Source organism: Citrobacter sp. CK181, from assembly GCF_030333595.1.
Taxonomy (GTDB): domain Bacteria; phylum Pseudomonadota; class Gammaproteobacteria; order Enterobacterales; family Enterobacteriaceae; genus Citrobacter_B; species Citrobacter_B koseri.
In genome coordinates, this window is sequence record NZ_JAOWFN010000016.1 from 89,630 (window position 1) to 110,105 (window position 20,476).

The following is a 20,476-nucleotide window of genomic DNA, read 5'->3' on the forward strand; positions in this document are numbered from 1 at the left end:
ATGTGGGGAATTATCGCAACCTGGCGAATGGCGCTTGAAGGTGTGGCGGAATCCGCGTCTGCACTGGCTGCGGGAAACCCGGTCGCAATGGCGGTGGTAGACGCCGTCGCAACCGTTGAGGACTTTCCGTTTTATAAATCCGTGGGCTATGGCGGACTGCCTACTGAAAATGGCGAGGTCGAACTGGATGCCGCCTATATGGACGGCGATACCCTCGCGTTTGGGGCGGTCGGGAATCTGGTGGATATTGCCAACCCGGTGCGCGTCGCACATGCGTTAAGCCGTCAGCGCTATAACTGTCTGCTGGTTGGCCAGGGTGCGCGTGAATGGGCACTGAGCCAGGGATTTGCGGATAAAACCATGCTCACCGACAGAGCCATCCAGCACTATCAAAAACGCTGCCGGGAGACGCTGGATAAAGGCTTAAGTCCATATAACGGCCACGATACGGTCGGCATTATTGGTCTGGATAAACTGGGGTCGATGAGCGTTGCCACCTCCACCAGCGGCCTGTTTATGAAAAAACGCGGCCGCATTGGCGACTCTCCGGTTATTGGTTCCGGCTTCTATTGCGACAGTGAAGTCGGCGCGGCGACGGCAACGGGCGTCGGTGAAGATCTGATGAAAGGCTGCGCCAGCTATGAAATTGTTCGTCGCATGGCGCAGGGAATGACACCGCAACAAGCGGCTGATTCTGTCGTGTTTGAGCTGGAAGATAAATTGATGTCGCGATTTGGTCGCACAGGCGACCTCTCGGTGGTCTGCATGAACCGTAAAGGCGAGTTTGGCGCAGCCACTAACATCAAAACATTCTCGTTCGTTGTCGCTACCGCACGCCAACCGCTCACCGTATTTCGCGCCGAACGCCAGCACGAGAAAACCCATTATCACCCCGTCGATGAAGAATGGATGCAAGACTATGCCGCACGGATACGTGCTCCAGTCGAGGAAGAGAAATGATTTCATACCAACTGATTTGCTCACCCGCAGAGGTTCAACCACAAGGCCATCTTATCGCACCTCCTGGCTGTTCGTTATTGCGGGATTCCGCTCTGCTCGCGGAAATGCGCGTACTGGCGCAAGATAAAGTAGCGGATACCCGCTTTGGCTGCGCGCCTTTTACGCGAATTACCCTGTTGCCTGATGCGCTCTGGCAGGACAGCCTGACCGAAGGTTTACTCAATGCGATACGACCGCTGCTGGCCTCGCCAGTCAGCGAAAATGTGCTGATTGATGTCACCGAAATAAATGACACTGTACTGGCGCTGCTGCTGCGTTTTTTGTTTAATCAGGCGTATACGCTCAATGATTTACAATTGAAAAAAACGGATGCCACCGCCACTCGCATCCGCCATATCACCGCGTTCTGCCAGCCAGAACAATACGAGAAACGTGAAAAAATGTTCAGGCAGCAGCAGGCCATTGCCAACGGCATGGTCTCTGCGAGGCGGCTGGCGGATACCCCCTCCGATTGCTGTACGCCGCAGTTCGTGGTCAACGAGGCACAAACCCTGTGCGCCTCTTTTCCTGCGTTGCACTGTGAAGTCCTTGATGAACAACAAATTGTTGAACAAGGTCTCGGACTGCTCCATGCGGTTGGCAAAGGAGCGACCTGTCCACCGCGTTTGCTTGCCATTCATTACAACGGCATAAGTGACGGCCCGGTACGCTGCTATATAGGTAAAGGGATAACGTTTGATACCGGTGGCCTGTGGTTGAAAGAGGGCGCGGGTATGTACACCATGAAATATGACATGTGTGGCGCAGCCAACGTGTTGGGACTGCTCCTGACGGTTGCGGAGTTAAAACTGCCCGTACGCATAATGGGCGTACTGGCGCTGGCTGAAAACGCGATCGGCCCGAACGCAATGCAGCCTGGCAGCGTTGCTCGCGCCTGCAACGGTATGACAGTGGAAATCAATAACACCGACGCCGAAGGACGGCTGGTGCTGGCCGACGCCATTGCATGGACGAGCCAACGACAGCCGCAGGCCCGTTATATCATCGACATGGCAACCTTGACCGGTGCGGTGGTGAAAGCGCTTGGCTACGAACTCAGCGGGCTGATGACTCAGGACGATGCGTTAAGACAGGCGCTAACAGAGGCTGGACGGCAGAGCGGAGATGAAGTCTGGTCTTTACCTCTGGATGCACGACTGAAAAAGCAGACCGAAAGCGCCATAGCCGATCTCTGTAATACGCCGACGAACAATGCGGCAATCAGCGCTTCCGCAGCCTGGTTACTGCATCATTTTTGCCCGTCGGATATCCCGTGGGCACATCTGGACATTAGCGGTACGGCGCTATGGCGAGAAAACGGCAGAAGCGTCGCGTCCGGCAGGCCGATTCCACTGCTGGTTGAGCACTTACTGGAAGATATTGCCTGAGTTTTTTGCCCGGCCACCGGGCAAAAACGGCAGCGTTACAGCGTCAGAATCTCTTTAACGAAAGGAATGGTGAGTTTACGCTGTGCGGTGATTGAGGCGTGATCGAGCTGATCCAGCGTAATAAATAGCGTACGCATCTCGCGATCCAGCCGCTTCAACAGAAAACGCCCGACATCTTCCGGCAGTTCAAACCCACGCAGTCTGGCGCGCAGTTGTAACGCCTGGAGTTTGTCTTCATCAGAGAGCGGTTGCAGCTTGTAGATTTGCCCCCAGTCCAGACGAGAAGCCAGATCGGGTAATCCCAGCTTTAACTGACGTGGAGGACGATCGCCGGTGATCAGCAGGCGCGTTTTTCCCGACTCAAGGATGCGGTTATAGAGATCAAAGATCGCCATTTCCCACAGTTCATCTCCGGCGACACATTCAATATTGTCAATACACACCAGCGACAAATGTTCCATGCCGTCAAGCACTTCCGGTACAAACCAGGTGCGCTTATCCAGCGGCACATAGCCTACCGCGTCGCCGCGTTGCGACAGTTCAGCACACGCCGCGTGCAGCAGATGGCTACGGCCCGCGCCTTCACGCGACCAGAGATAAATATATCCGCTATGTTCCTGACGCAGCACGTTTTGCAGTGCAGCCAGTAAAGAGGCGTTATCCCCCGGCCAGAAACTTGCGAAAGTTTCGTCGTCAGGAAGATAAAGTGGCAGAGAGAGCTGTGCCGGAGTGTTCAGAGATACCTCAATCCAGGATTCCATAAAATCGCGATGAGTTTACCACAGAATTCCATCACGATAGAACCGGGCAGCAGCACTGCCCGGTTTCAGGATTATTGCTGCGGCGTATCCGCGTCTTTCGCATCCAGCACCACTTCTTCCGGGCGCAGAACGCTGATCAGTTTGAAGATCAGGCTCAGGCCGATCCCAACAATGGTCGCCAGCGCCATTCCTTTCAGTTCCGCCGCGCCAATATGCACTTTCGCGCCGCTGACGCCGATGATCAAAATCACCGAGGTCAGGATCAGGTTCTGCGCTTTGTTGTAATCGACTTTTGATTCAATCAATACGCGAATACCGGATGCGCCGATCACGCCGTACAACAGCAGCGATACGCCGCCCATTACCGGCAGCGGGATTATCTGAATCGCAGCGGCCAGTTTACCCACGCAGGAGAGCAGAATGGCAAAAATCGCTGCGCCGCCGATAACCCAGGTGCTGTACACGCGGGTGATCGCCATAACACCGATGTTTTCACCGTAGGTGGTGTTCGGCGTAGAACCGAAGAACCCGGAAATCATCGTTGATAACCCGTTGGCAAACATCGAACGATGCAGGCCAGGGTCACGAACCAGATCCTTTTTAACGATGTTCGCCGTCACGACCAGGTGGCCTACGTGTTCGGCAATCACCACCAGCGCCGCTGGCAGAATTGTCAGAATGGCAAACCATTCAAAGCGCGGCGTATAGAACGTCGGCAGCGCGAACCAGTGCGCTTCGGCAATCGGCGCGGTATCCACCACTCCCATCGCAAATGACAGCGCATAGCCTGCCAGCACGCCGATCAGGATCGGGATAATGGCCAGGAAACCCCGGAACAGCACGGAGCCAAAGACCGTCACCGCCAGGGTCACAAGGGAGATGGTAATGGTTTTGGTATCCGGGGATTGCCCTTCAGCAGGCAGCAACCCGGCCATTCCCGCAGCCACGCCCGCCAGTTCCAGACCGATAACGGCAACGATTGCGCCCATCGCCGCAGGCGGGAACATCACGTCCAGCCAGCCGGTCCCGGCTTTCTTCACGATAAAAGAGACCAGGCAGAACAGCACGCCGCACATGATAAAACCACCCAGCGCCACTTCATACCCCAGCGGCAACAGCAGCAGAACCGGTGAAATAAAGGCAAAGCTCGACCCTAAATATGCAGGAATTTTACCTTTACAAATAAAGAGATACAGCAACGTACCGATGCCGTTAAACAGCAGAACGGTAGCCGGGTTGATATGAAACAGGACTGGCACCAGCACGGTTGCGCCAAACATGGCGAACAAATGCTGCAAACTAAGCGGGATTGTCTGTAAAAGCGGCGGTCTTTCACTTACCCCGATAGCACGGCGCGTCATAGTGTTTTCCTCTGAGTGTTGTATGTTATGGGTGTTTTATTCAAAAAAAAGCCGACTCTTAAAGTCGGCTCTTTATTATTCATTCAATTACTTCGTACCAAAGATCTTATCGCCGGCATCGCCGAGGCCCGGAATAATGTATCCGTGCTCGTTAAGTCCCTTATCAATCGATGCGGTGTACAGCTCAACATCCGGGTGCGCTTTCTCCAGCGCCGCAATGCCTTCCGGCGCAGCAACCAGCACCAGCACTTTAATGCTGTGGCAGCCTGCGTTTTTCAGCAGATCGATCGTCGCAATCATTGAACCGCCGGTTGCCAGCATCGGGTCAACCACCAGCGCCATACGCTCATCGATGTTGGATACCAGTTTCTGGAAGTACGGAACGGGCTCCAGCGTTTCTTCGTTACGGTAGATGCCCACCACGCTGATACGCGCGCTCGGCACATGCTCCAGGACGCCTTCCATCATGCCCAGACCGGCACGCAGGATAGGAACCACGGTGATTTTTTTACCTTTGATTTGTTCGATTTCAACCGGGCCATTCCAGCCGTCGATGGTTACCGTTTCGGTTTCCAGGTCTGCGGTCGCTTCATAGGTCAGCAGGCTGCCTACTTCCGAGGCGAGTTCACGAAAGCGTTTGGTGCTAATGTCGTTTTCACGCATCAGACCCAGCTTGTGTTTGACGAGTGGGTGTTTGACTTCCACGATCTTCATACTCTTCTCCTTTCCTCAGACGAGTGGCAACCACAAAAAAAATCGCCGGATTATACCGCTTTTCCTCTCTGGCGCAACACAACGTATGCTTGACATGGATCAACCAAAGTGACATACGTCTGGAGAATGAGTATAAAACACGCCCCGCACAGATGGCGGGGCTGAATAACAACGTATTGAATCTTAAATATTTTCTCCGTTGTTTTTAATTACATTTTGATACCAGGCAAAAGATCTCTTCGGATGGCGCGCTAACGTCCCGCTGCCGTCATTATTTTTATCGACATAGATAAAGCCATAACGTTTTTTCATCTCGCCCGTCCCCGCCGACACCAAATCAATGCAGCCCCACGGGGTGTAACCCATCAAATCAACGCCATCTTCCACAACGGCTTTTTTCATTTCACGAATGTGCGCTGCGAGATAGTCGATACGATACCGATCGTCAACGGAACCATCTGCCTGCTGAATATCTATCGCGCCAAAGCCGTTCTCGACAATAAACAGCGGTAGCTGGTAGTGATCCCAGAACCAGTTGAGCGAGTAGCGTAACCCCACAGGATCGATCTGCCAGCCCCAGTCCGACTTCTGCACATACGGATTGGAGACCAGACTTTTCGTTTCGTCGTAATCGAGCTGTGGGTTATCTGCGGTCGCTTTCGTGGCAAAAGACATGTAATAGCTGAAACCGATATAGTCCACACAGCCCTGTAACAGGGCTGTGCGATCTTCATCGGTGATATCCAGCGCAAAGCCCCGACGCGCAAAGTAGTTGAGGATATGCTGCGGATATTTCCCGCGCACATGCACATCCGTAAACCAGTAGCGACGGTGCATCGCGTTCATCGCCATCATCATATCGTCCGGCGCGCAGGTCAGCGGATAGATCGGACACATGGCGATCATGCAGCCAATCTGCAATGCCGGGTTGATCTCCCGCGCCGCTTTCACCGCCAGCGCGCTGGCGACCAGCTCATAGTGCGCCGCCTGATACATCACTGGTTCACGATCTTCGCCCGGCAGGTATTTCAGCCCCGAGTTGGTGAACGGCGCGAAATCTTCGTGATAATTGGCCTGGTTGTTGATCTCATTGAAGGTCATCCAGTATTTCACTTTGTGCTGATAGCGGGTAAATACCACTTTCGCGAAGCGCACGAAGAAATCGATCAGCTTACGGTTACGCCAGCCGCCATATTCCGTGACCAGATGGTAAGGCATTTCAAAATGCGACAGCGTAATCACCGGCTCAATACCGTACTTCAGGCATTCATCAAACAGGGCGTCATAAAACTGCAAACCCGCTTCATTCGGCTGTAATTCATCCCCCTGCGGGAAAATGCGCGTCCAGGCGATAGAGGTGCGAAAACATTTAAAGCCCATCTCGGCAAAGAGCTTAATATCGTCTTTGTAGCGGTGATAGAAATCGATAGCCTCATGGTTAGGATAATTTTTCCCGGCGATCACGCCGTCGGTAATTTCCCGCGGAACGCCATGCGCACCGGCGGTCATCACATCCGCCACGCTAATCCCCTTTCCGCCTTCCTGCCAGCCGCCTTCTAACTGGTGAGCGGCAACGGCGCCGCCCCACATGAAATTCGCTTTAAATCCAGACATACGTTTCCCTCATTGTAATTGCAATGTTAACGCCGCTACGCTGACAACCCGAAGCAAAACAGAAACCGGTTTCAGTACGATACTGTGCATAACTGGCGCAGGTTTCAAGCACGGTAATGAACCCGGTTTCATTTTCGTGGAGCAGTTCAAACAAATGGGTACACAACGGTAAAACGCTGAAAAATTCGGCAGATAAAAACGGATGCAGAGCAGGCTCGCAAACGTTTGCTTTCCCTGTTAGAATTGCGCCGAATTTAATTTTCACCGCAAGTAACGCGTGGGGACCTAAGCAGTGACCGACAAAACCTCTCTTAGCTATAAAGATGCCGGTGTTGATATTGACGCTGGTAATGCTCTGGTTGATCGAATCAAAGGCGTAGTGAAGAAAACTCGCCGCCCGGAAGTCATGGGTGGTTTGGGTGGCTTCGGCGCGCTGTGCGCATTGCCGCAAAAATATCGTGAGCCTGTACTGGTTTCCGGCACTGACGGCGTAGGGACAAAACTGCGTCTGGCGATGGATCTGAAACGCCACGACACCATCGGGATCGACCTGGTGGCGATGTGCGTCAACGATCTGGTCGTTCAGGGCGCGGAGCCGCTGTTCTTCCTGGATTACTACGCGACCGGCAAGCTGGACGTCGATACCGCCGCCAGCGTGATCAACGGTATTGCCGAAGGTTGTCTGCAATCAGGCTGCGCGCTGGTCGGCGGCGAAACCGCTGAAATGCCAGGGATGTATCATGGCGAAGATTACGATGTCGCCGGTTTCTGCGTCGGCGTGGTGGAAAAATCAGAAATTATCGACGGTTCCAAAGTGGCCGATGGCGATGTGCTGATTGCCCTTGGCTCCAGCGGCCCGCACTCCAACGGCTATTCTCTGGTGCGCAAGATCGTTGAAGTCAGCGGCTGCGACCCGGAAAACACCGAGCTGGAAGGCAAACCGTTAGCCGATCACCTGCTGGCGCCAACCCGCATTTATGTGAAGTCCATTCTGGAACTGATTGAAAAAGTCGATGTGCACGCCATCGCCCACCTGACCGGCGGCGGTTTCTGGGAAAATATTCCTCGCGTATTGCCGGACAACACCCAGGCGGTGATTGACGAATCTTCCTGGCAATGGCCAGCCGTCTTCAACTGGCTGCAAACCGCAGGCAACGTCAGCCAGCATGAAATGTATCGCACCTTCAACTGCGGCGTCGGGATGGTGATCGCCCTGCCGGAAGCGGAAGTGGATAACGCCCTCGCCCTGCTGAAAGCAAAAGGTGAAAACGCCTGGAAAATCGGTATCATTAAAGCTTCTGATTCCGAACAGCGCGTGGTTATTCAATGATGAATCTTGTGGTGCTTATTTCCGGCAACGGAAGCAATTTGCAGGCGATTATCGATGCCTGCAAAGAGAAAAAAATCAAAGGCACCCTTCGGGCAGTATTCAGCAACAAGGCCGACGCGTTCGGCCTTGAACGCGCGCGTGAGGCCGGAATTCCGGCACATGCGTTAACGGCCGATCAATTCGCCAGCCGTGAAGCGTTTGACCGCGAACTGATGCGTGAAATAGACGCTTACGCCCCCGATCTCGTGGTGCTGGCGGGCTATATGCGCATCCTGAGCCCCGCGTTCGTCGCCCACTATGAGGGGCGTCTACTCAATATTCACCCTTCCCTGCTGCCAAAATACCCGGGGTTGCATACGCACCGTCAGGCGCTGGAAAACGGCGATGAAGAACACGGAACCTCTGTCCATTTTGTTACCGATGAACTCGACGGCGGCCCGGTTATTCTGCAAGCGAAGATTCCGGTCTTTGAAGGCGACAGCGAAGATGAAATTACGGCCCGCGTTCAGACGCAGGAACACGCTATCTATCCTCTGGTCGTCAGTTGGTTTGTGGATGGCCGTCTGGAAATGCGTGATAACGCCGCCTGGCTGGATGGCAATCGCCTGCCGCCGCAAGGCTATGCCGCCGAGTAATAACATTCCCTCGCAGGACGGCGCCATCAGGCAATCCAACGTTTCAATGCCGGGTGGCGCGTCAACACTTTATCCGGCCTACGCCTCAGGAATTCCCCTCATCTCTTTGCTTATCTGACGGTTTATTGTCATATTTTTCTGGCACAGTTGGACATCTGAGCGCAATGCTCGCCATAATAATCAGGCAGTGTCCCGTGAATAAAACGGAGTGTGAGTTGTAATGGGTCAGGAAAAACTATACATCGAGAAAGAGCTAAGTTGGTTAGCGTTCAACGAACGCGTGCTCCAGGAAGCTGCGGATAAATCAAATCCGCTTATTGAACGCATGCGCTTCCTGGGCATCTATTCCAATAACCTTGACGAGTTCTATAAAGTTCGTTTCGCCGAACTGAAACGTCGCATCATAATCAGCGAAGAACAGGGTTCTAATTCTCATTCTCGCCATCTGCTAGGTAAGATCCAGTCCCGGGTACTAAAAGCCGACCAGGAATTCGACAGCCTGTACAACGAATTGCTGCTGGAAATGGCACGTAATCAGATCTTCTTAATCAACGAACGCCAACTGTCGGCCAACCAGCAAAGCTGGCTGCGGCATTATTTTAAACACTACTTACGCCAACACATCACGCCAATTCTGATCAATCGCGAGACGGATTTAGTTCAGTTTCTGAAAGATGATTACACCTATCTGGCCGTAGAGATTATTCGTGGCGATGCTATCCGCTACGCGCTGCTGGAAATTCCATCCGACAAAGTGCCGCGTTTTGTGAATCTGCCGCCGGAAGCGCCGCGTCGCCGTAAGCCGATGATCCTGCTGGATAACATTTTGCGCTACTGCCTGGACGACATCTTCAAAGGCTTCTTTGACTACGACGCGCTGAATGCCTACTCAATGAAGATGACCCGTGATGCCGAATACGATTTGGTGCACGAGATGGAATCGAGCCTGATGGAGCTGATGTCCTCCAGCCTGAAACAACGCCTGACCGCCGAGCCGGTGCGTTTTGTTTATCAGCGCGATATGCCAAACGCGCTGGTGGAAGTGCTGCGTGAAAAGCTGACCATCTCCCGCTACGACTCCATCGTACCCGGCGGCCGGTATCACAACTTCAAAGACTTCATTAGCTTCCCCAACGTGGGCAAAGCCAATCTGGTGAACAAGCCGCTGCCGCGATTGCGCCATCTCTGGTTTGATAAAGAGAAGTTCCGCAACGGGTTCGACGCCATTCGCGAGCGCGACGTTCTGCTCTATTATCCGTACCACACTTTCGAACATGTGCTGGAATTGTTGCGCCAGGCCTCCTTTGACCCCAGCGTGCTGGCGATCAAAATCAACATCTACCGTGTGGCGAAGGATTCACGCATCATCGACTCGATGATTCACGCCGCCCATAACGGCAAGAAAGTCACCGTGGTGGTGGAATTGCAGGCGCGATTCGATGAAGAGGCGAATATCCACTGGGCGAAGCGGCTGACCGAAGCAGGCGTACATGTGATCTTCTCGGCGCCAGGCCTGAAAATTCACGCCAAACTGTTCCTCATCTCGCGTAAAGAAGGCGATGAGGTGGTGCGTTATGCGCACATCGGCACAGGGAACTTCAACGAAAAAACGGCACGCCTGTACACCGACTATTCCTTACTGACCGCCGATGCGCGTATCACGAACGAAGTCCGTCGCGTGTTCAACTTTATCGAGAACCCTTACCGCCCGGTGACGTTCGACTATTTGCTGGTCTCTCCGCAGAACTCACGACGCCTGCTGTACGAGATGATCGATAAAGAAATCGCCAACGCCCAGCAAGGTCTCCCCTCCGGCATTACGCTGAAGCTGAATAACCTGGTGGACAAGGGGCTGGTCGACCGTCTGTACGCCGCATCCAGCTCGGGTGTGCCGGTCAATCTGCTGGTTCGTGGGATGTGTTCGCTGATTCCAAATCTGGAAGGCATTAGCGACAATATCCGCGTGATCAGTATCGTGGATCGTTATCTCGAACATGACCGGGTTTATATTTTTACCAACGGCGGCGACAAGCAGGTGTATCTTTCCTCCGCTGACTGGATGACGAGAAATATCGATTACCGTATCGAAGTTGCTGCGCCGCTGCTCGACCCGTGCCTTAAGCAACGCGTGCTGGATATTATTGACATCCTGTTTAGCGACACGGTAAAAGCCCGCTACATAGATAAAGAACTGAGTAATCGCTACGTGCCGCGCGGAAATCGTCGCAAGGTGCAGTCGCAACTGGCGATTTACGACTACATCAAATCACTCGAGCAACCTGACTAACGCTATGCCAATACATGACAAGACACCCCGGCCGCAGGAGTTCGCGGCGGTCGACCTCGGTTCGAACAGTTTTCATATGGTCATTGCCCGCGTGGTGGATGGCGCCATGCAGATCATCGGTCGGCTGAAACAGCGCGTACATCTGGCGGATGGTCTCGGCGAAGACAATATGTTAAGTGAAGAAGCGATAGAACGCGGGTTAAGCTGCTTATCGTTATTCGCCGAACGCCTACAGGGATTTTCCCCGTCAAGCGTGTGTATCGTAGGCACCCATACCCTGCGCCAGGCGCTGAACGCCACCGATTTTCTGAAGCGCGCGGAGAAGGTCATCCCCTACCCGATCGAAATCATTTCCGGTAACGAAGAAGCCCGCCTGATTTTTATGGGCGTGGAGCATACGCAGCCGGAAAAAGGCCGCAAGCTGGTGATCGATATCGGCGGGGGCTCGACGGAGTTAGTCATCGGCGAAAACTTCGAGCCAAAACTGGTCGAAAGCCGTCGCATGGGGTGCGTCAGTTTCGCACAGATCTATTTTCCTGGCGGCGCCATCAGCCCGGAAAATTTCCAGCGCGCCCGAATGGCCGCTGCGCAAAAACTGGAGACGTTAACCTGGCAGTTCCGCATTCAGGGCTGGAACGTCGCGCTGGGCGCGTCCGGCACCATCAAAGCCGCCCATGAAGTGCTGCTGGAAATGGGTGAGAAGGACGGCTTCATTACGCCAGAACGACTGGATAAACTGATGGCGGAAGTGCTCAGGCACCGCTCCTTTGAAGCACTGAGCCTGCCGGGCCTGTCTGAAGAGCGAAAAGCGGTCTTTGTTCCGGGTCTGGCCATTCTGTGTGGCGTTTTTGATGCGCTGGCAATCCGCGAACTCCGCCTTTCCGACGGGGCGCTGCGCGAAGGCGTGCTGTACGAAATGGAAGGCCGCTTCCGTCATCAGGATGTGCGCAGCCGTACGGCCAAAAGCCTGGCGAATCAGTATAACATCGACAGCGATCAGGCCCGGCGCGTGCTGGAAACAACCATGCAGATGTATGAACAGTGGCAGACGCAACAGCCAAAGCTGGCGCATCCACAGCTGGAAGCGTTACTGAAGTGGGCTGCAATGCTGCATGAGGTGGGGCTGAACATCAACCACAGCGGCCTGCACCGCCACTCTGCCTATATTCTGCAAAACAGCGATTTGCCGGGTTTTAACCAGGAACAGCAACTGATGATGGCGACATTAGTCCGTTATCATCGTAAAGCCGTTAAGCTGGATGACTTGCCCCGCTTTACGCTGTTCAAGAAAAAACAATTCCTGCCGTTGATTCAGCTATTGCGCCTGGGCGTTCTGCTGAATAATCAGCGCCAGGCCACCACAACGCCGCCAACGCTACGGCTAAAAACTGACGACAATCACTGGACGTTGCGCTTCCCGCATGACTGGTTTAGCCAAAACGCGCTCGTCCTGCTCGATCTGGAAAAAGAGCAGCAATACTGGGAAGCGGTCACGGGCTGGCGTCTCAAAATCGAAGAAGAGAGTTCGCCCACTATCGCGGCGTAATTTCGCCTCAGGCATCAGACAATGGTGCCTGTACCTCTTCCAGCGTCGCCGCCAGCGGCCTGGGTTCGCCAAGCAAATAGCCCTGAAGGTAATCGATCCCCAACGCGCTCACCGCGCTACGAATTTCTTCGCTTTCCACATATTCCGCCACCACTTGCATATTCTTCATTCGCGCCAGATGGCAAATGGACGCCACAATCTGGTAATCGAGACTGTTAGAGACGATATTGCGAATAAAGCTGCCATCGATCTTGAGAATATTCGCGCTCACATTTTTCAGCCGCGCATAACTGGCATAACCGGTTCCAAAATCATCAATCGCTATCTGGCAACCTAACTGTTGCAACTGTGACAACGTTGCCTGACCCTGTTCGGCATTGGTGAACGCATTGCTTTCGGTCACTTCAAAGATCAGTTGCCACGCTTCAACTTCGTACTGGCTCAGCAGGTTACTGACATCAATCGGAAACTGGGCGCGGCATACCGACGTTGGTGACAGATTGATGGCAAACCGGTGGGCTGGCAGCTTATCCCGATTCTGCGCCATAAAGCGCAGGGTATTTTCAATCACCCACAGATCGATGCTGGACGACAGGCCAAATTCGTGAGCAACGGGCAGAAAACCATCGGGATTGATCATGCCGCCATTATCGTCTTTCAGTCGCAGCAGTATTTCATGGTAAACATCGCCGCGAATGCCTGAAATCGGCTGCGCCATCAGGCAAAAATGATCGTGCTCCAGTGCATACTGCAAGCGGTTCATCATCGCCACTTTATCTTTCAGGTCCCGCTGCAAATGCATTGCGCCACGCCGCTGCATATTCTCCGGTTTGTTGGTCATCAGGGAAAGATCGGCGATGGTGCTTAATTCGCCTAATAACAGATAGATATGGCTGACCGGAGAGCGCACATAGCAGTAGCTGACCCCAATCTGCGGCTGGAGCGGCATATCATCCCACATAAAACGGAATTGCTTGATATGGTTGTCCAGCGCTTCAATGCGCTGTTGATGCGACTCCATATTCAGACGCAGAATCAAATCATGCCCCGACAGCTGATACACGCATTCACCGGGCGCCAGCAAGGTGTTTATCCAGTGGGAGAGCTTTTGCTTGTACTGAATCCGCAGCATAACGCCATAGTTCTTCCCCAGTAATTCCAGGCCGGGCACGCGTAAAAAACAGAGTGCTGACCAGGGCGAATTTTTCAGCGCGCGATTTAGCGCCCGCAGGTTAGGCAAATGCACGACGGGATCAAGATACGCGAGCCGACGCGCCCGACCGCTGACGATTCTCTGGCGCGTCGCCAGCACCGCCATATAGCTCACAATAAAAGAGAAAACCAGGTAGCTTGAAGACGTAATAGTGAGTTGTGTGTCATACCCGGAATAATAAGGCATGTAGCTCTGGTAATAATGAATTGCGGTAATGAGAACAGCCGACCATATCAGCGAAATAAATCGATAACCGTAGCGCATCGCTCCCCATAGCATTACCGGCAATAATAATGACAAGGTATAGTTAGTGCTAAATATTGAACTATTTTCATTCAATGGCATGCAAAGCATTGTCATGAGCAATGTCAGCACGAGCAACCAGATAACAACCTCTTTCTTTGTGACTTTCTTATCAAACTGTTGTTTCAGCTGCGCATAATATCCACGCAGATATAGCGGATTGCGGACAGTGCGAATAATAAAATAACACAGCGGAACGCCGATAAGATTTCCCACCAGCAAAGCCTGATAGTTAATCAATGTATTGATATTAAAAGGCATTACGCCCATCATGCTTGATTTGCTCGCATACATTCCCAGGAAGGCGGCAAATTGAAAGAGCACCAGAAATAACGTCGCCGGGCAAAACACCTGCCAGAACATCCGCTGAAACATCAGATGAGCATCGCCATGAGACACCTGATTACGCCGGGGAGTAAACACGCGATACCCGCCCCAGCAGAGCACGACCGGGATAATGAAATGTCCGATAATGGAGAGCGTCTCATACAATCCCACTATCGGATAACGATTCCAGAAGATTGCGACCGCAATGCCTGGTAATGCCGCCCAGTCAAAAAATGACATCAGGCTAATGGTGAATGCCAAGGGAAGATAAAAAAGCGTGACATTGCCGGAACCCGTATTGGTATGCGCGTAGGTATTGGCAATGCTTAATATGGGCAACAGCAAAGAGGGTAAAATGAGAGGTAGCACCCACCATTTATCTCTGATTTTGATATAGGTCTGATTTAGTTTCATAGATGCTCAGCAAAAACCCTCGCTTCCTGCAAGGTGCTTCAGACAGGCATCCCACCTGACTTTAAAATAATAATAAAAACAACGTCACAATATGTGTCTTGATTCTAGTTATCAACGGGAAGCAACATTTGATATATATCAATCAATTTCCTTCTCATTAACTAATAATTACGTTTTTTCTGCTTCGTTATCATTAATTTATTATTAATGTAAATACTAAAATTATCTTCCATAACAATAAGAGATAAATCAACTGACGTATTTTTACATAATCGACAATTGACCATTCCTTTACAATGTGCCTTAATGTACCCATCGCCCACTATGCTGGGCATACCCTAAGGAACCTTTTGTGAGTCAGGCAACCAGTATGCGAAAACGACATCGATTTAACAGTCGAATGACCCGTATCGTACTGTTTATCAGTTTTCTCTTCTTCTTCGGACGCTTCGTCTACTCTTCTATCGGTGCCTGGCATCATCATCAGGATAAAAAAGAAGCTCAACAGTCCACTCTCTCAGTCGAGACGCCTGCTCAACGCTAAACTTTTCCTGCTCACATAAACATACTGTTTTCTGGATTGCATATGCATTCGCCGGACAGATAGCGCTGTGCCTCAGTCTGGTAAAGAAAAACCCCCTGCACAGGCAGAGGGTCTTTATTCATTACAACGCAGTGGTCATGAAGCGGGAGGTTATTCCCACTCAATCGTTGCTGGCGGCTTACCGCTGATGTCATACACCACGCGGGAGATGCCGTTGACTTCGTTGATGATGCGGTTAGAGACGCGGCCGAGGAAATCATACGGCAGGTGCGCCCAGTGCGCGGTCATAAAGTCGATGGTTTCTACCGCACGCAGGGAGACAACCCAGTCGTATTTACGGCCATCGCCCATTACGCCAACGGAACGAACCGGCAGGAACACGGTGAACGCCTGGCTCACTTTGTTGTACAGATCCGCTTTGTGCAGCTCTTCGATGAAGATTGCATCCGCACGACGCAGCAGGTCGCAGTACTCTTTCTTCACTTCGCCCAGTACGCGTACGCCCAGACCCGGCCCCGGGAACGGGTGACGGTACAGCATGTCGTACGGCAGGCCCAGTTCCAGACCAATCTTGCGCACTTCGTCTTTGAACAGCTCTTTCAGCGGCTCAACCAGACCCATCTTCATCTCTTTCGGCAGGCCGCCCACATTGTGGTGAGATTTGATGACGTGTGCTTTACCGGTGGCGGAAGCGGCGGACTCGATAACGTCAGGATAGATAGTGCCCTGCGCCAGCCATTTCACGTCTTCCAGTCTGAACGCTTCTTCGTCGAAGACTTCAACGAATACGCGACCGATGATCTTACGTTTCGCTTCTGGATCGTTTTCGCCTTTCAGCGCGGTCAGGAAACGTTCTTCCGCCGGAACGTGAACAATGTTGAGACCAAAATGATCGCCGAACATGTCCATTACCTGCTCGGCTTCGTTCAGACGCAGCAGGCCGTTATCAACGAATACGCAGGTCAGGTTTTTACCGATGGCACGGTGCAACAGCATCGCGGTAACGGAAGAGTCAACGCCGCCAGACAGGCCGAGGATCACTTTGTCGTCGCCAACCTGTTCACGGATGCGATTTACCGCATCGTCGATGATCTTCGCCGGAGTCCACAGCGCTTCACACTGGCAGATATCACGCACAAAGCGTTCCAGCATGCGCATACCCTGACGGGTGTGCGTGACTTCCGGGTGGAACTGCACGCCGTAAAAACGTTTTTCCTCGTTAGCCATAATGGCGAACGGGCAGGTTTCGGTGCTGGCAACGGTAACAAAGTCAGACGGGATAGCGGTAACTTTATCGCCGTGGCTCATCCACACGTCCAGCAGCGGCTTGCCGTCTGCGGTCAGGGAGTCTTCAATGCCGCGAATCAGCGCGCTGTCGGTTCTCACTTCCACCTGCGCGTAACCGAATTCACGTTCATTGGATGCTTCAACATGGCCGCCCAGTTGCATCGCCATCGTCTGCATGCCGTAGCACACGCCGAATACCGGCACGCCAGCTTCAAACACATACTCCGGCGCGCGCGGGCTGTTTTCTTCAGTGGTGCTTTCCGGGCCGCCGGAAAGAATAATACCGCTTGGGTTGAATTCGCGAATTTGTGCTTCCGTAACATCCCACGCCCACAGTTCGCAGTAAACGCCGAGTTCACGCACGCGACGCGCAACCAGCTGAGTGTACTGAGAACCAAAATCCAGGATGAGAATGCGATGTTTATGAATATTTTCCGTCATTGACGCTAATTCCGAGGCAAGTGAAACAGATTAAATAAATCGCCCGACACGAGGTCGGGCGAAGAAAATCAGGAGCCCAGACGGTAGTTCGGGGACTCTTTGGTGATGGTCACGTCATGAACGTGGCTTTCCTGAATACCCGCACCGCTGATGCGTACAAACTCCGCTTTGGTACGCAGCGCGTCGATAGTACCACAGCCGGTCAGACCCATACAGGAGCGCAGGCCGCCCATCTGCTGGTGAATGATCTCTTTCAGTCGACCTTTATACGCTACGCGGCCTTCGATACCTTCCGGCACCAGTTTGTCTGCCGCGTTATCGCTCTGGAAGTAACGGTCAGAGGAGCCTTTGGACATCGCGCCCAGAGAACCCATACCACGGTAGGATTTGTAAGAACGGCCCTGGTACAGTTCGATTTCACCCGGGGATTCTTCAGTACCCGCCAGCATGGAACCGACCATTACCGCGCTTGCGCCTGCGGCGATCGCTTTGGCGATATCGCCGGAGAAACGAATACCACCATCGGCGATAACCGGAATGCCCAGACCTTCCAGCGCTTCAACTGCGTCAGAAACCGCGGTGATCTGCGGAACGCCTACGCCAGTGACGATACGGGTCGTACAGATAGAGCCTGGACCGATACCCACTTTCACCGCGCTGACGCCAGCGTCTGCCAGCGCGCGCGCGCCTGCGCCGGTTGCTACGTTACCGCCGATGATTTGCAGATCCGGGTATTTGGCGCGGGTTTCACGAATGCGTTGCAGAACGCCTTCGGAGTGGCCGTGAGAGGAGTCGATCAGCAGTACGTCAACGCCTGCGGCAACCAGCGCGTCAACGCGCTCTTCGTTGCCCGCGCCCGCGCCGACTGCCGCGCCAACGCGCAGACGACCCTGCTCATCTTTACAGGCGTTCGGTTTACGTTCCGCTTTCTGGAAATCTTTTACGGTGATCATGCCGATCAGATGGAAGCTGTCATCCACAACCAGCGCTTTCTCAACGCGTTTTTCGTGCATTTTGGCAAAAACCACTTCACGCGCTTCACCTTCGCGCACCGTGACCAGGCGCTCTTTCGGCGTCATATACACGCTGACAGGCTGGCTCAGGTCGGTGACAAAACGCACGTCACGACCGGTAATGATACCGACCAGCTCGTTATCTTCGGTAACAACTGGATAGCCAGCAAAACCGTTACGTTCAGTCAATTCTTTCACTTCACGCAGCGTGGTGGTTGGCAGAACGGTTTGCGGGTCGGTGACCACGCCGGATTCATGTTTCTTCACGCGGCGAACTTCTTCCGCCTGACGCTCGATAGACATGTTTTTGTGGATAAAACCGATGCCGCCTTCCTGTGCCAGGGCAATTGCAAGGCGCGCTTCCGTCACGGTATCCATTGCTGCGGAGAGCATAGGGATGTTCAGACGAATGGTTTTCGTCAACTGCGTGCTGAGGTCGGCAGTATTCGGCAGAACGGTGGAGTGAGCGGGAACGAGGAGGACGTCGTCAAACGTCAGAGCTTCTTTAGCAATACGTAGCATGGGCAATATCTCTAACCTGGGGGTGGATAAATATTGCCGTGGCATTATACAGAGCGAAACCGATTGCATCCACACTTTTTTGCAAATAATGCTTGCGATCCCCTGTGGGCGGGTTACTATCGACTGAATAACTTGCTGATTTAGAATTTGATCCCGCTCACATGTTATCCTCTCAGACCTCCTCAATCTTTACCGTAAGCCGCCTTAATCAGACGGTTCGTCTGCTGCTTGAGCAGGAAATGGGGCAAGTATGGATCAGCGGTGAAATCTCTAATTTCACGCAGCCCGCCTCCGGTCACTGGTACTTTACGCTAAAGGATGACACCGCCCAGGTACGCTGCGCGATGTTCCGTAACAGCAACCGCCGCGTCACTTTTCGCCCGCAGCACGGGCAACAGGTGCTGGTTCGCGCCAATATCACCCTGTATGAGCCACGCGGCGACTATCAGATCATCGTTGAAAGCATGCAGCCTGCGGGTGAAGGCCTGCTCCAGCAGAAGTATGAATTACTGAAAGCAAAATTGCAGGCTGAAGGGCTGTTCGATCAGCAGTATAAACAACCGCTCCCCTCGCCCGCTCACTGCGTCGGGGTGATCACCTCAAAAACCGGTGCCGCTTTACATGACATTCTTCATGTCCTGAAACGCCGCGATCCCTCCCTGCCGGTTATCATCTACCCGACCGCTGTTCAGGGTGATGACGCGCCGGGCCAGATTGTTCGCGCCATTGAACGGGCTAACGCCCGAAATGAATGCGACGTGCTGATCGTCGGGCGCGGCGGCGGTTCACTGGAAGATCTGTGGAGCTTTAACGATGAACGCGTCGCGCGGGCGATTTTCGCCAGCCGCATTCCGGTCGTTAGCGCCGTCGGCCATGAAACCGACGTCACCATCGCCGATTTTGTTGCCGACCTGCGTGCGCCGACGCCTTCCGCAGCCGCCGAGATAGTCAGCCGTAATCAGCAGGAGTTGCTGCGCCAGATTCAGTCCGCGCAACAACGCCTCGGGATGGCGATGGATTACTATCTGGCAAACCGCAACCGCCGTTTTACGCAGCTTTTCCACCGGTTACAGCAGCAACACCCGCAACTGCGCCTGGCGCGCCAGCAGACGATGCTGGAAAGATTGCGCCAGCGGATGAACTTCGCGCTGGATAATCAACTCAAGCGCGCGGCCTCGCGCCAGCAACGTGTCCTCCAGCGTTTAAACCAGCAAAACCCGCAGCCGCGAATTTATCGCGCGCAAACGCGTATTCAGCAGTTGGAGTATCGTCTGGCCGAGAACGTGCGCGCACGTCTGAGCGCCACACGCGAACGCTTTGGCAATGCGGTAACGCATCTTGAAGCCGTCAGCCCACTCTCCACGCTGGCGCGCGGTTATAGCGTAACCACGGCGACGGACGGCAAGGTGCTGAAGCAAACCAGACAGGTGAAAGCCGGTGATGTGCTCACCACCCGGCTGTCAGACGGCTGGGTGGAAAGCGAAGTGAAAGGCGTGACGACCGCGAAGAAAACGCGCAGGAAAAAGACGGATTAAAGCGGCACAAACTCCACGCGCTTTTTAGAGATCAGCCCATGACCATTCTGGCAGAAATAATCCACCGCGCCGCAGGCTTTTAACACCTGGAGCGGCCTATGGCACTCCGGGCAGCGCGCTTCAAGTTCAATATCTTTATTGCAGCTGTCGCAATGCGCCGCACCGTTTTGCGGTTCCAGCTCTGTATGGCAACCCGGGCAGATAATCGACACGGTAACTCCTTTGATATGTTGCGGGCTGAG

Annotated in this window: 16 protein-coding genes and 1 pseudogene; 8 read left to right on the forward strand and 9 right to left on the reverse strand. The window is 53.4% G+C overall.

Annotated features, from left to right (window positions below; genetic code table 11):
- Complete coding sequence (locus tag OGW17_RS20840; protein WP_012131290.1) at positions 1-960, forward strand: glycosylasparaginase; 960 nt, start codon at positions 1-3, stop codon at positions 958-960.
- Complete coding sequence (locus OGW17_RS20845) at positions 957-2,387, forward strand: leucyl aminopeptidase family protein (RefSeq protein ID WP_071258053.1); 1,431 nt, start codon at positions 957-959, stop codon at positions 2,385-2,387. Before OGW17_RS20840 ends, OGW17_RS20845 begins: the two co-directional genes overlap by 4 nt.
- Positions 2,388-2,422: 35 nt before the next feature.
- Here the strand turns inward: OGW17_RS20845 and OGW17_RS20850 are convergent, their stop codons facing one another.
- From OGW17_RS20850 to OGW17_RS20865, 4 genes are all read right to left on the reverse strand, one after another.
- The gene (locus OGW17_RS20850) at positions 2,423-3,124 is read right to left on the reverse strand and encodes a DnaA inactivator Hda (RefSeq protein ID WP_213164963.1); all 702 of its coding nucleotides are present in this window, start codon (positions 3,122-3,124) and stop codon (positions 2,423-2,425) included.
- Positions 3,125-3,219: 95 nt separating this feature from the next.
- A complete protein-coding gene (gene uraA / locus OGW17_RS20855; RefSeq protein WP_012131287.1) occupies positions 3,220-4,509 on the reverse strand; it encodes a uracil permease in 1,290 nt (429 codons plus the stop codon).
- Between the two features lie 87 nt (positions 4,510-4,596).
- Positions 4,597-5,223, reverse strand: a complete 627-nt coding sequence (gene upp / locus OGW17_RS20860) for a uracil phosphoribosyltransferase (RefSeq protein ID WP_012131286.1) — start codon at positions 5,221-5,223, stop codon at positions 4,597-4,599.
- A gap of 183 nt (positions 5,224-5,406) precedes the next feature.
- Entirely contained in the window at positions 5,407-6,837 is a 1,431-nt protein-coding gene (locus OGW17_RS20865; RefSeq protein WP_071258054.1) for a 6-phospho-beta-glucosidase, read from the reverse strand.
- Between the two features lie 292 nt (positions 6,838-7,129).
- Between OGW17_RS20865 and purM the strand changes: the two genes are divergently transcribed.
- From purM to ppx, 4 genes are all read left to right on the forward strand, one after another.
- A complete protein-coding gene (purM, locus tag OGW17_RS20870) occupies positions 7,130-8,167 on the forward strand; it encodes a phosphoribosylformylglycinamidine cyclo-ligase (protein ID WP_024130122.1) in 1,038 nt (345 codons plus the stop codon).
- A complete protein-coding gene (gene purN / locus OGW17_RS20875; RefSeq protein WP_077956824.1) occupies positions 8,167-8,802 on the forward strand; it encodes a phosphoribosylglycinamide formyltransferase in 636 nt (211 codons plus the stop codon). The genes purM and purN overlap by 1 nt, the downstream gene beginning before the upstream one ends.
- Before the next feature lie 220 nt (positions 8,803-9,022).
- The gene (ppk1, locus tag OGW17_RS20880) at positions 9,023-11,089 is read left to right on the forward strand and encodes a polyphosphate kinase 1 (RefSeq protein ID WP_012131280.1); all 2,067 of its coding nucleotides are present in this window, start codon (positions 9,023-9,025) and stop codon (positions 11,087-11,089) included.
- Between the two features lie 4 nt (positions 11,090-11,093).
- Entirely contained in the window at positions 11,094-12,635 is a 1,542-nt protein-coding gene (gene ppx / locus OGW17_RS20885; protein WP_012131279.1) for an exopolyphosphatase, read from the forward strand.
- A gap of 7 nt (positions 12,636-12,642) precedes the next feature.
- Here ppx and OGW17_RS20890 read toward each other — a convergent pair whose 3' ends face one another.
- Together OGW17_RS20890 and OGW17_RS21690 are read right to left on the reverse strand one after the other, a co-directional pair.
- The gene (locus OGW17_RS20890; RefSeq protein ID WP_071258057.1) at positions 12,643-14,892 is read right to left on the reverse strand and encodes a sensor domain-containing phosphodiesterase; all 2,250 of its coding nucleotides are present in this window, start codon (positions 14,890-14,892) and stop codon (positions 12,643-12,645) included.
- A 164-nt stretch (positions 14,893-15,056) separates the two neighbouring features.
- A pseudogene (locus tag OGW17_RS21690) lies at positions 15,057-15,125 on the reverse strand (hypothetical protein); the annotation flags it as partial.
- Positions 15,126-15,244: 119 nt separating this feature from the next.
- Between OGW17_RS21690 and OGW17_RS20895 the strand changes: the two are divergent.
- Entirely contained in the window at positions 15,245-15,436 is a 192-nt protein-coding gene (locus OGW17_RS20895; RefSeq protein WP_012131276.1) for a YfgG family protein, read from the forward strand.
- A 150-nt stretch (positions 15,437-15,586) separates the two neighbouring features.
- On the opposite strand, the gene guaA is transcribed toward OGW17_RS20895, so the two are convergent.
- A complete protein-coding gene (guaA, locus tag OGW17_RS20900; RefSeq protein WP_058667885.1) occupies positions 15,587-17,164 on the reverse strand; it encodes a glutamine-hydrolyzing GMP synthase in 1,578 nt (525 codons plus the stop codon).
- A gap of 68 nt (positions 17,165-17,232) precedes the next feature.
- Positions 17,233-18,699: an IMP dehydrogenase gene (gene guaB, locus OGW17_RS20905; RefSeq protein WP_012131273.1), complete on the reverse strand. Its 1,467-nt coding sequence runs from the start codon at positions 18,697-18,699 to the stop codon at positions 17,233-17,235.
- Between the two features lie 161 nt (positions 18,700-18,860).
- On the opposite strand from guaB, the gene xseA reads away from it, so the two are divergent.
- Positions 18,861-20,234, forward strand: a complete 1,374-nt coding sequence (xseA, locus tag OGW17_RS20910) for an exodeoxyribonuclease VII large subunit (RefSeq protein WP_071258058.1) — start codon at positions 18,861-18,863, stop codon at positions 20,232-20,234.
- Here the strand turns inward: xseA and OGW17_RS20915 are convergent.
- Positions 20,231-20,446: a zinc ribbon domain-containing protein gene (locus OGW17_RS20915; protein WP_071258090.1), complete on the reverse strand. Its 216-nt coding sequence runs from the start codon at positions 20,444-20,446 to the stop codon at positions 20,231-20,233. The genes xseA and OGW17_RS20915 overlap by 4 nt on opposite strands.
- Positions 20,447-20,476 lie beyond the last annotated feature (30 nt).

Coding starts and splice junctions, on each gene's coding strand:
- uraA (WP_012131287.1), bottom strand. CDS start 4,509: ATGACGCGCCGTGCTATCGGGGTAAGTGAAAGACCGCCGCTTTTACAG.
- guaB (WP_012131273.1), bottom strand. CDS start 18,699: ATGCTACGTATTGCTAAAGAAGCTCTGACGTTTGACGACGTCCTCCTC.
- OGW17_RS20890 (WP_071258057.1), bottom strand. CDS start 14,892: ATGAAACTAAATCAGACCTATATCAAAATCAGAGATAAATGGTGGGTG.
- ppx (WP_012131279.1), top strand. CDS start 11,094: ATGCCAATACATGACAAGACACCCCGGCCGCAGGAGTTCGCGGCGGTC.
- OGW17_RS20840 (WP_012131290.1), top strand. CDS start 1: ATGTGGGGAATTATCGCAACCTGGCGAATGGCGCTTGAAGGTGTGGCG.
- OGW17_RS20865 (WP_071258054.1), bottom strand. CDS start 6,837: ATGTCTGGATTTAAAGCGAATTTCATGTGGGGCGGCGCCGTTGCCGCT.
- xseA (WP_071258058.1), top strand. CDS start 18,861: ATGTTATCCTCTCAGACCTCCTCAATCTTTACCGTAAGCCGCCTTAAT.
- guaA (WP_058667885.1), bottom strand. CDS start 17,164: ATGACGGAAAATATTCATAAACATCGCATTCTCATCCTGGATTTTGGT.
- upp (WP_012131286.1), bottom strand. CDS start 5,223: ATGAAGATCGTGGAAGTCAAACACCCACTCGTCAAACACAAGCTGGGT.
- OGW17_RS20845 (WP_071258053.1), top strand. CDS start 957: ATGATTTCATACCAACTGATTTGCTCACCCGCAGAGGTTCAACCACAA.
- ppk1 (WP_012131280.1), top strand. CDS start 9,023: ATGGGTCAGGAAAAACTATACATCGAGAAAGAGCTAAGTTGGTTAGCG.
- purN (WP_077956824.1), top strand. CDS start 8,167: ATGAATCTTGTGGTGCTTATTTCCGGCAACGGAAGCAATTTGCAGGCG.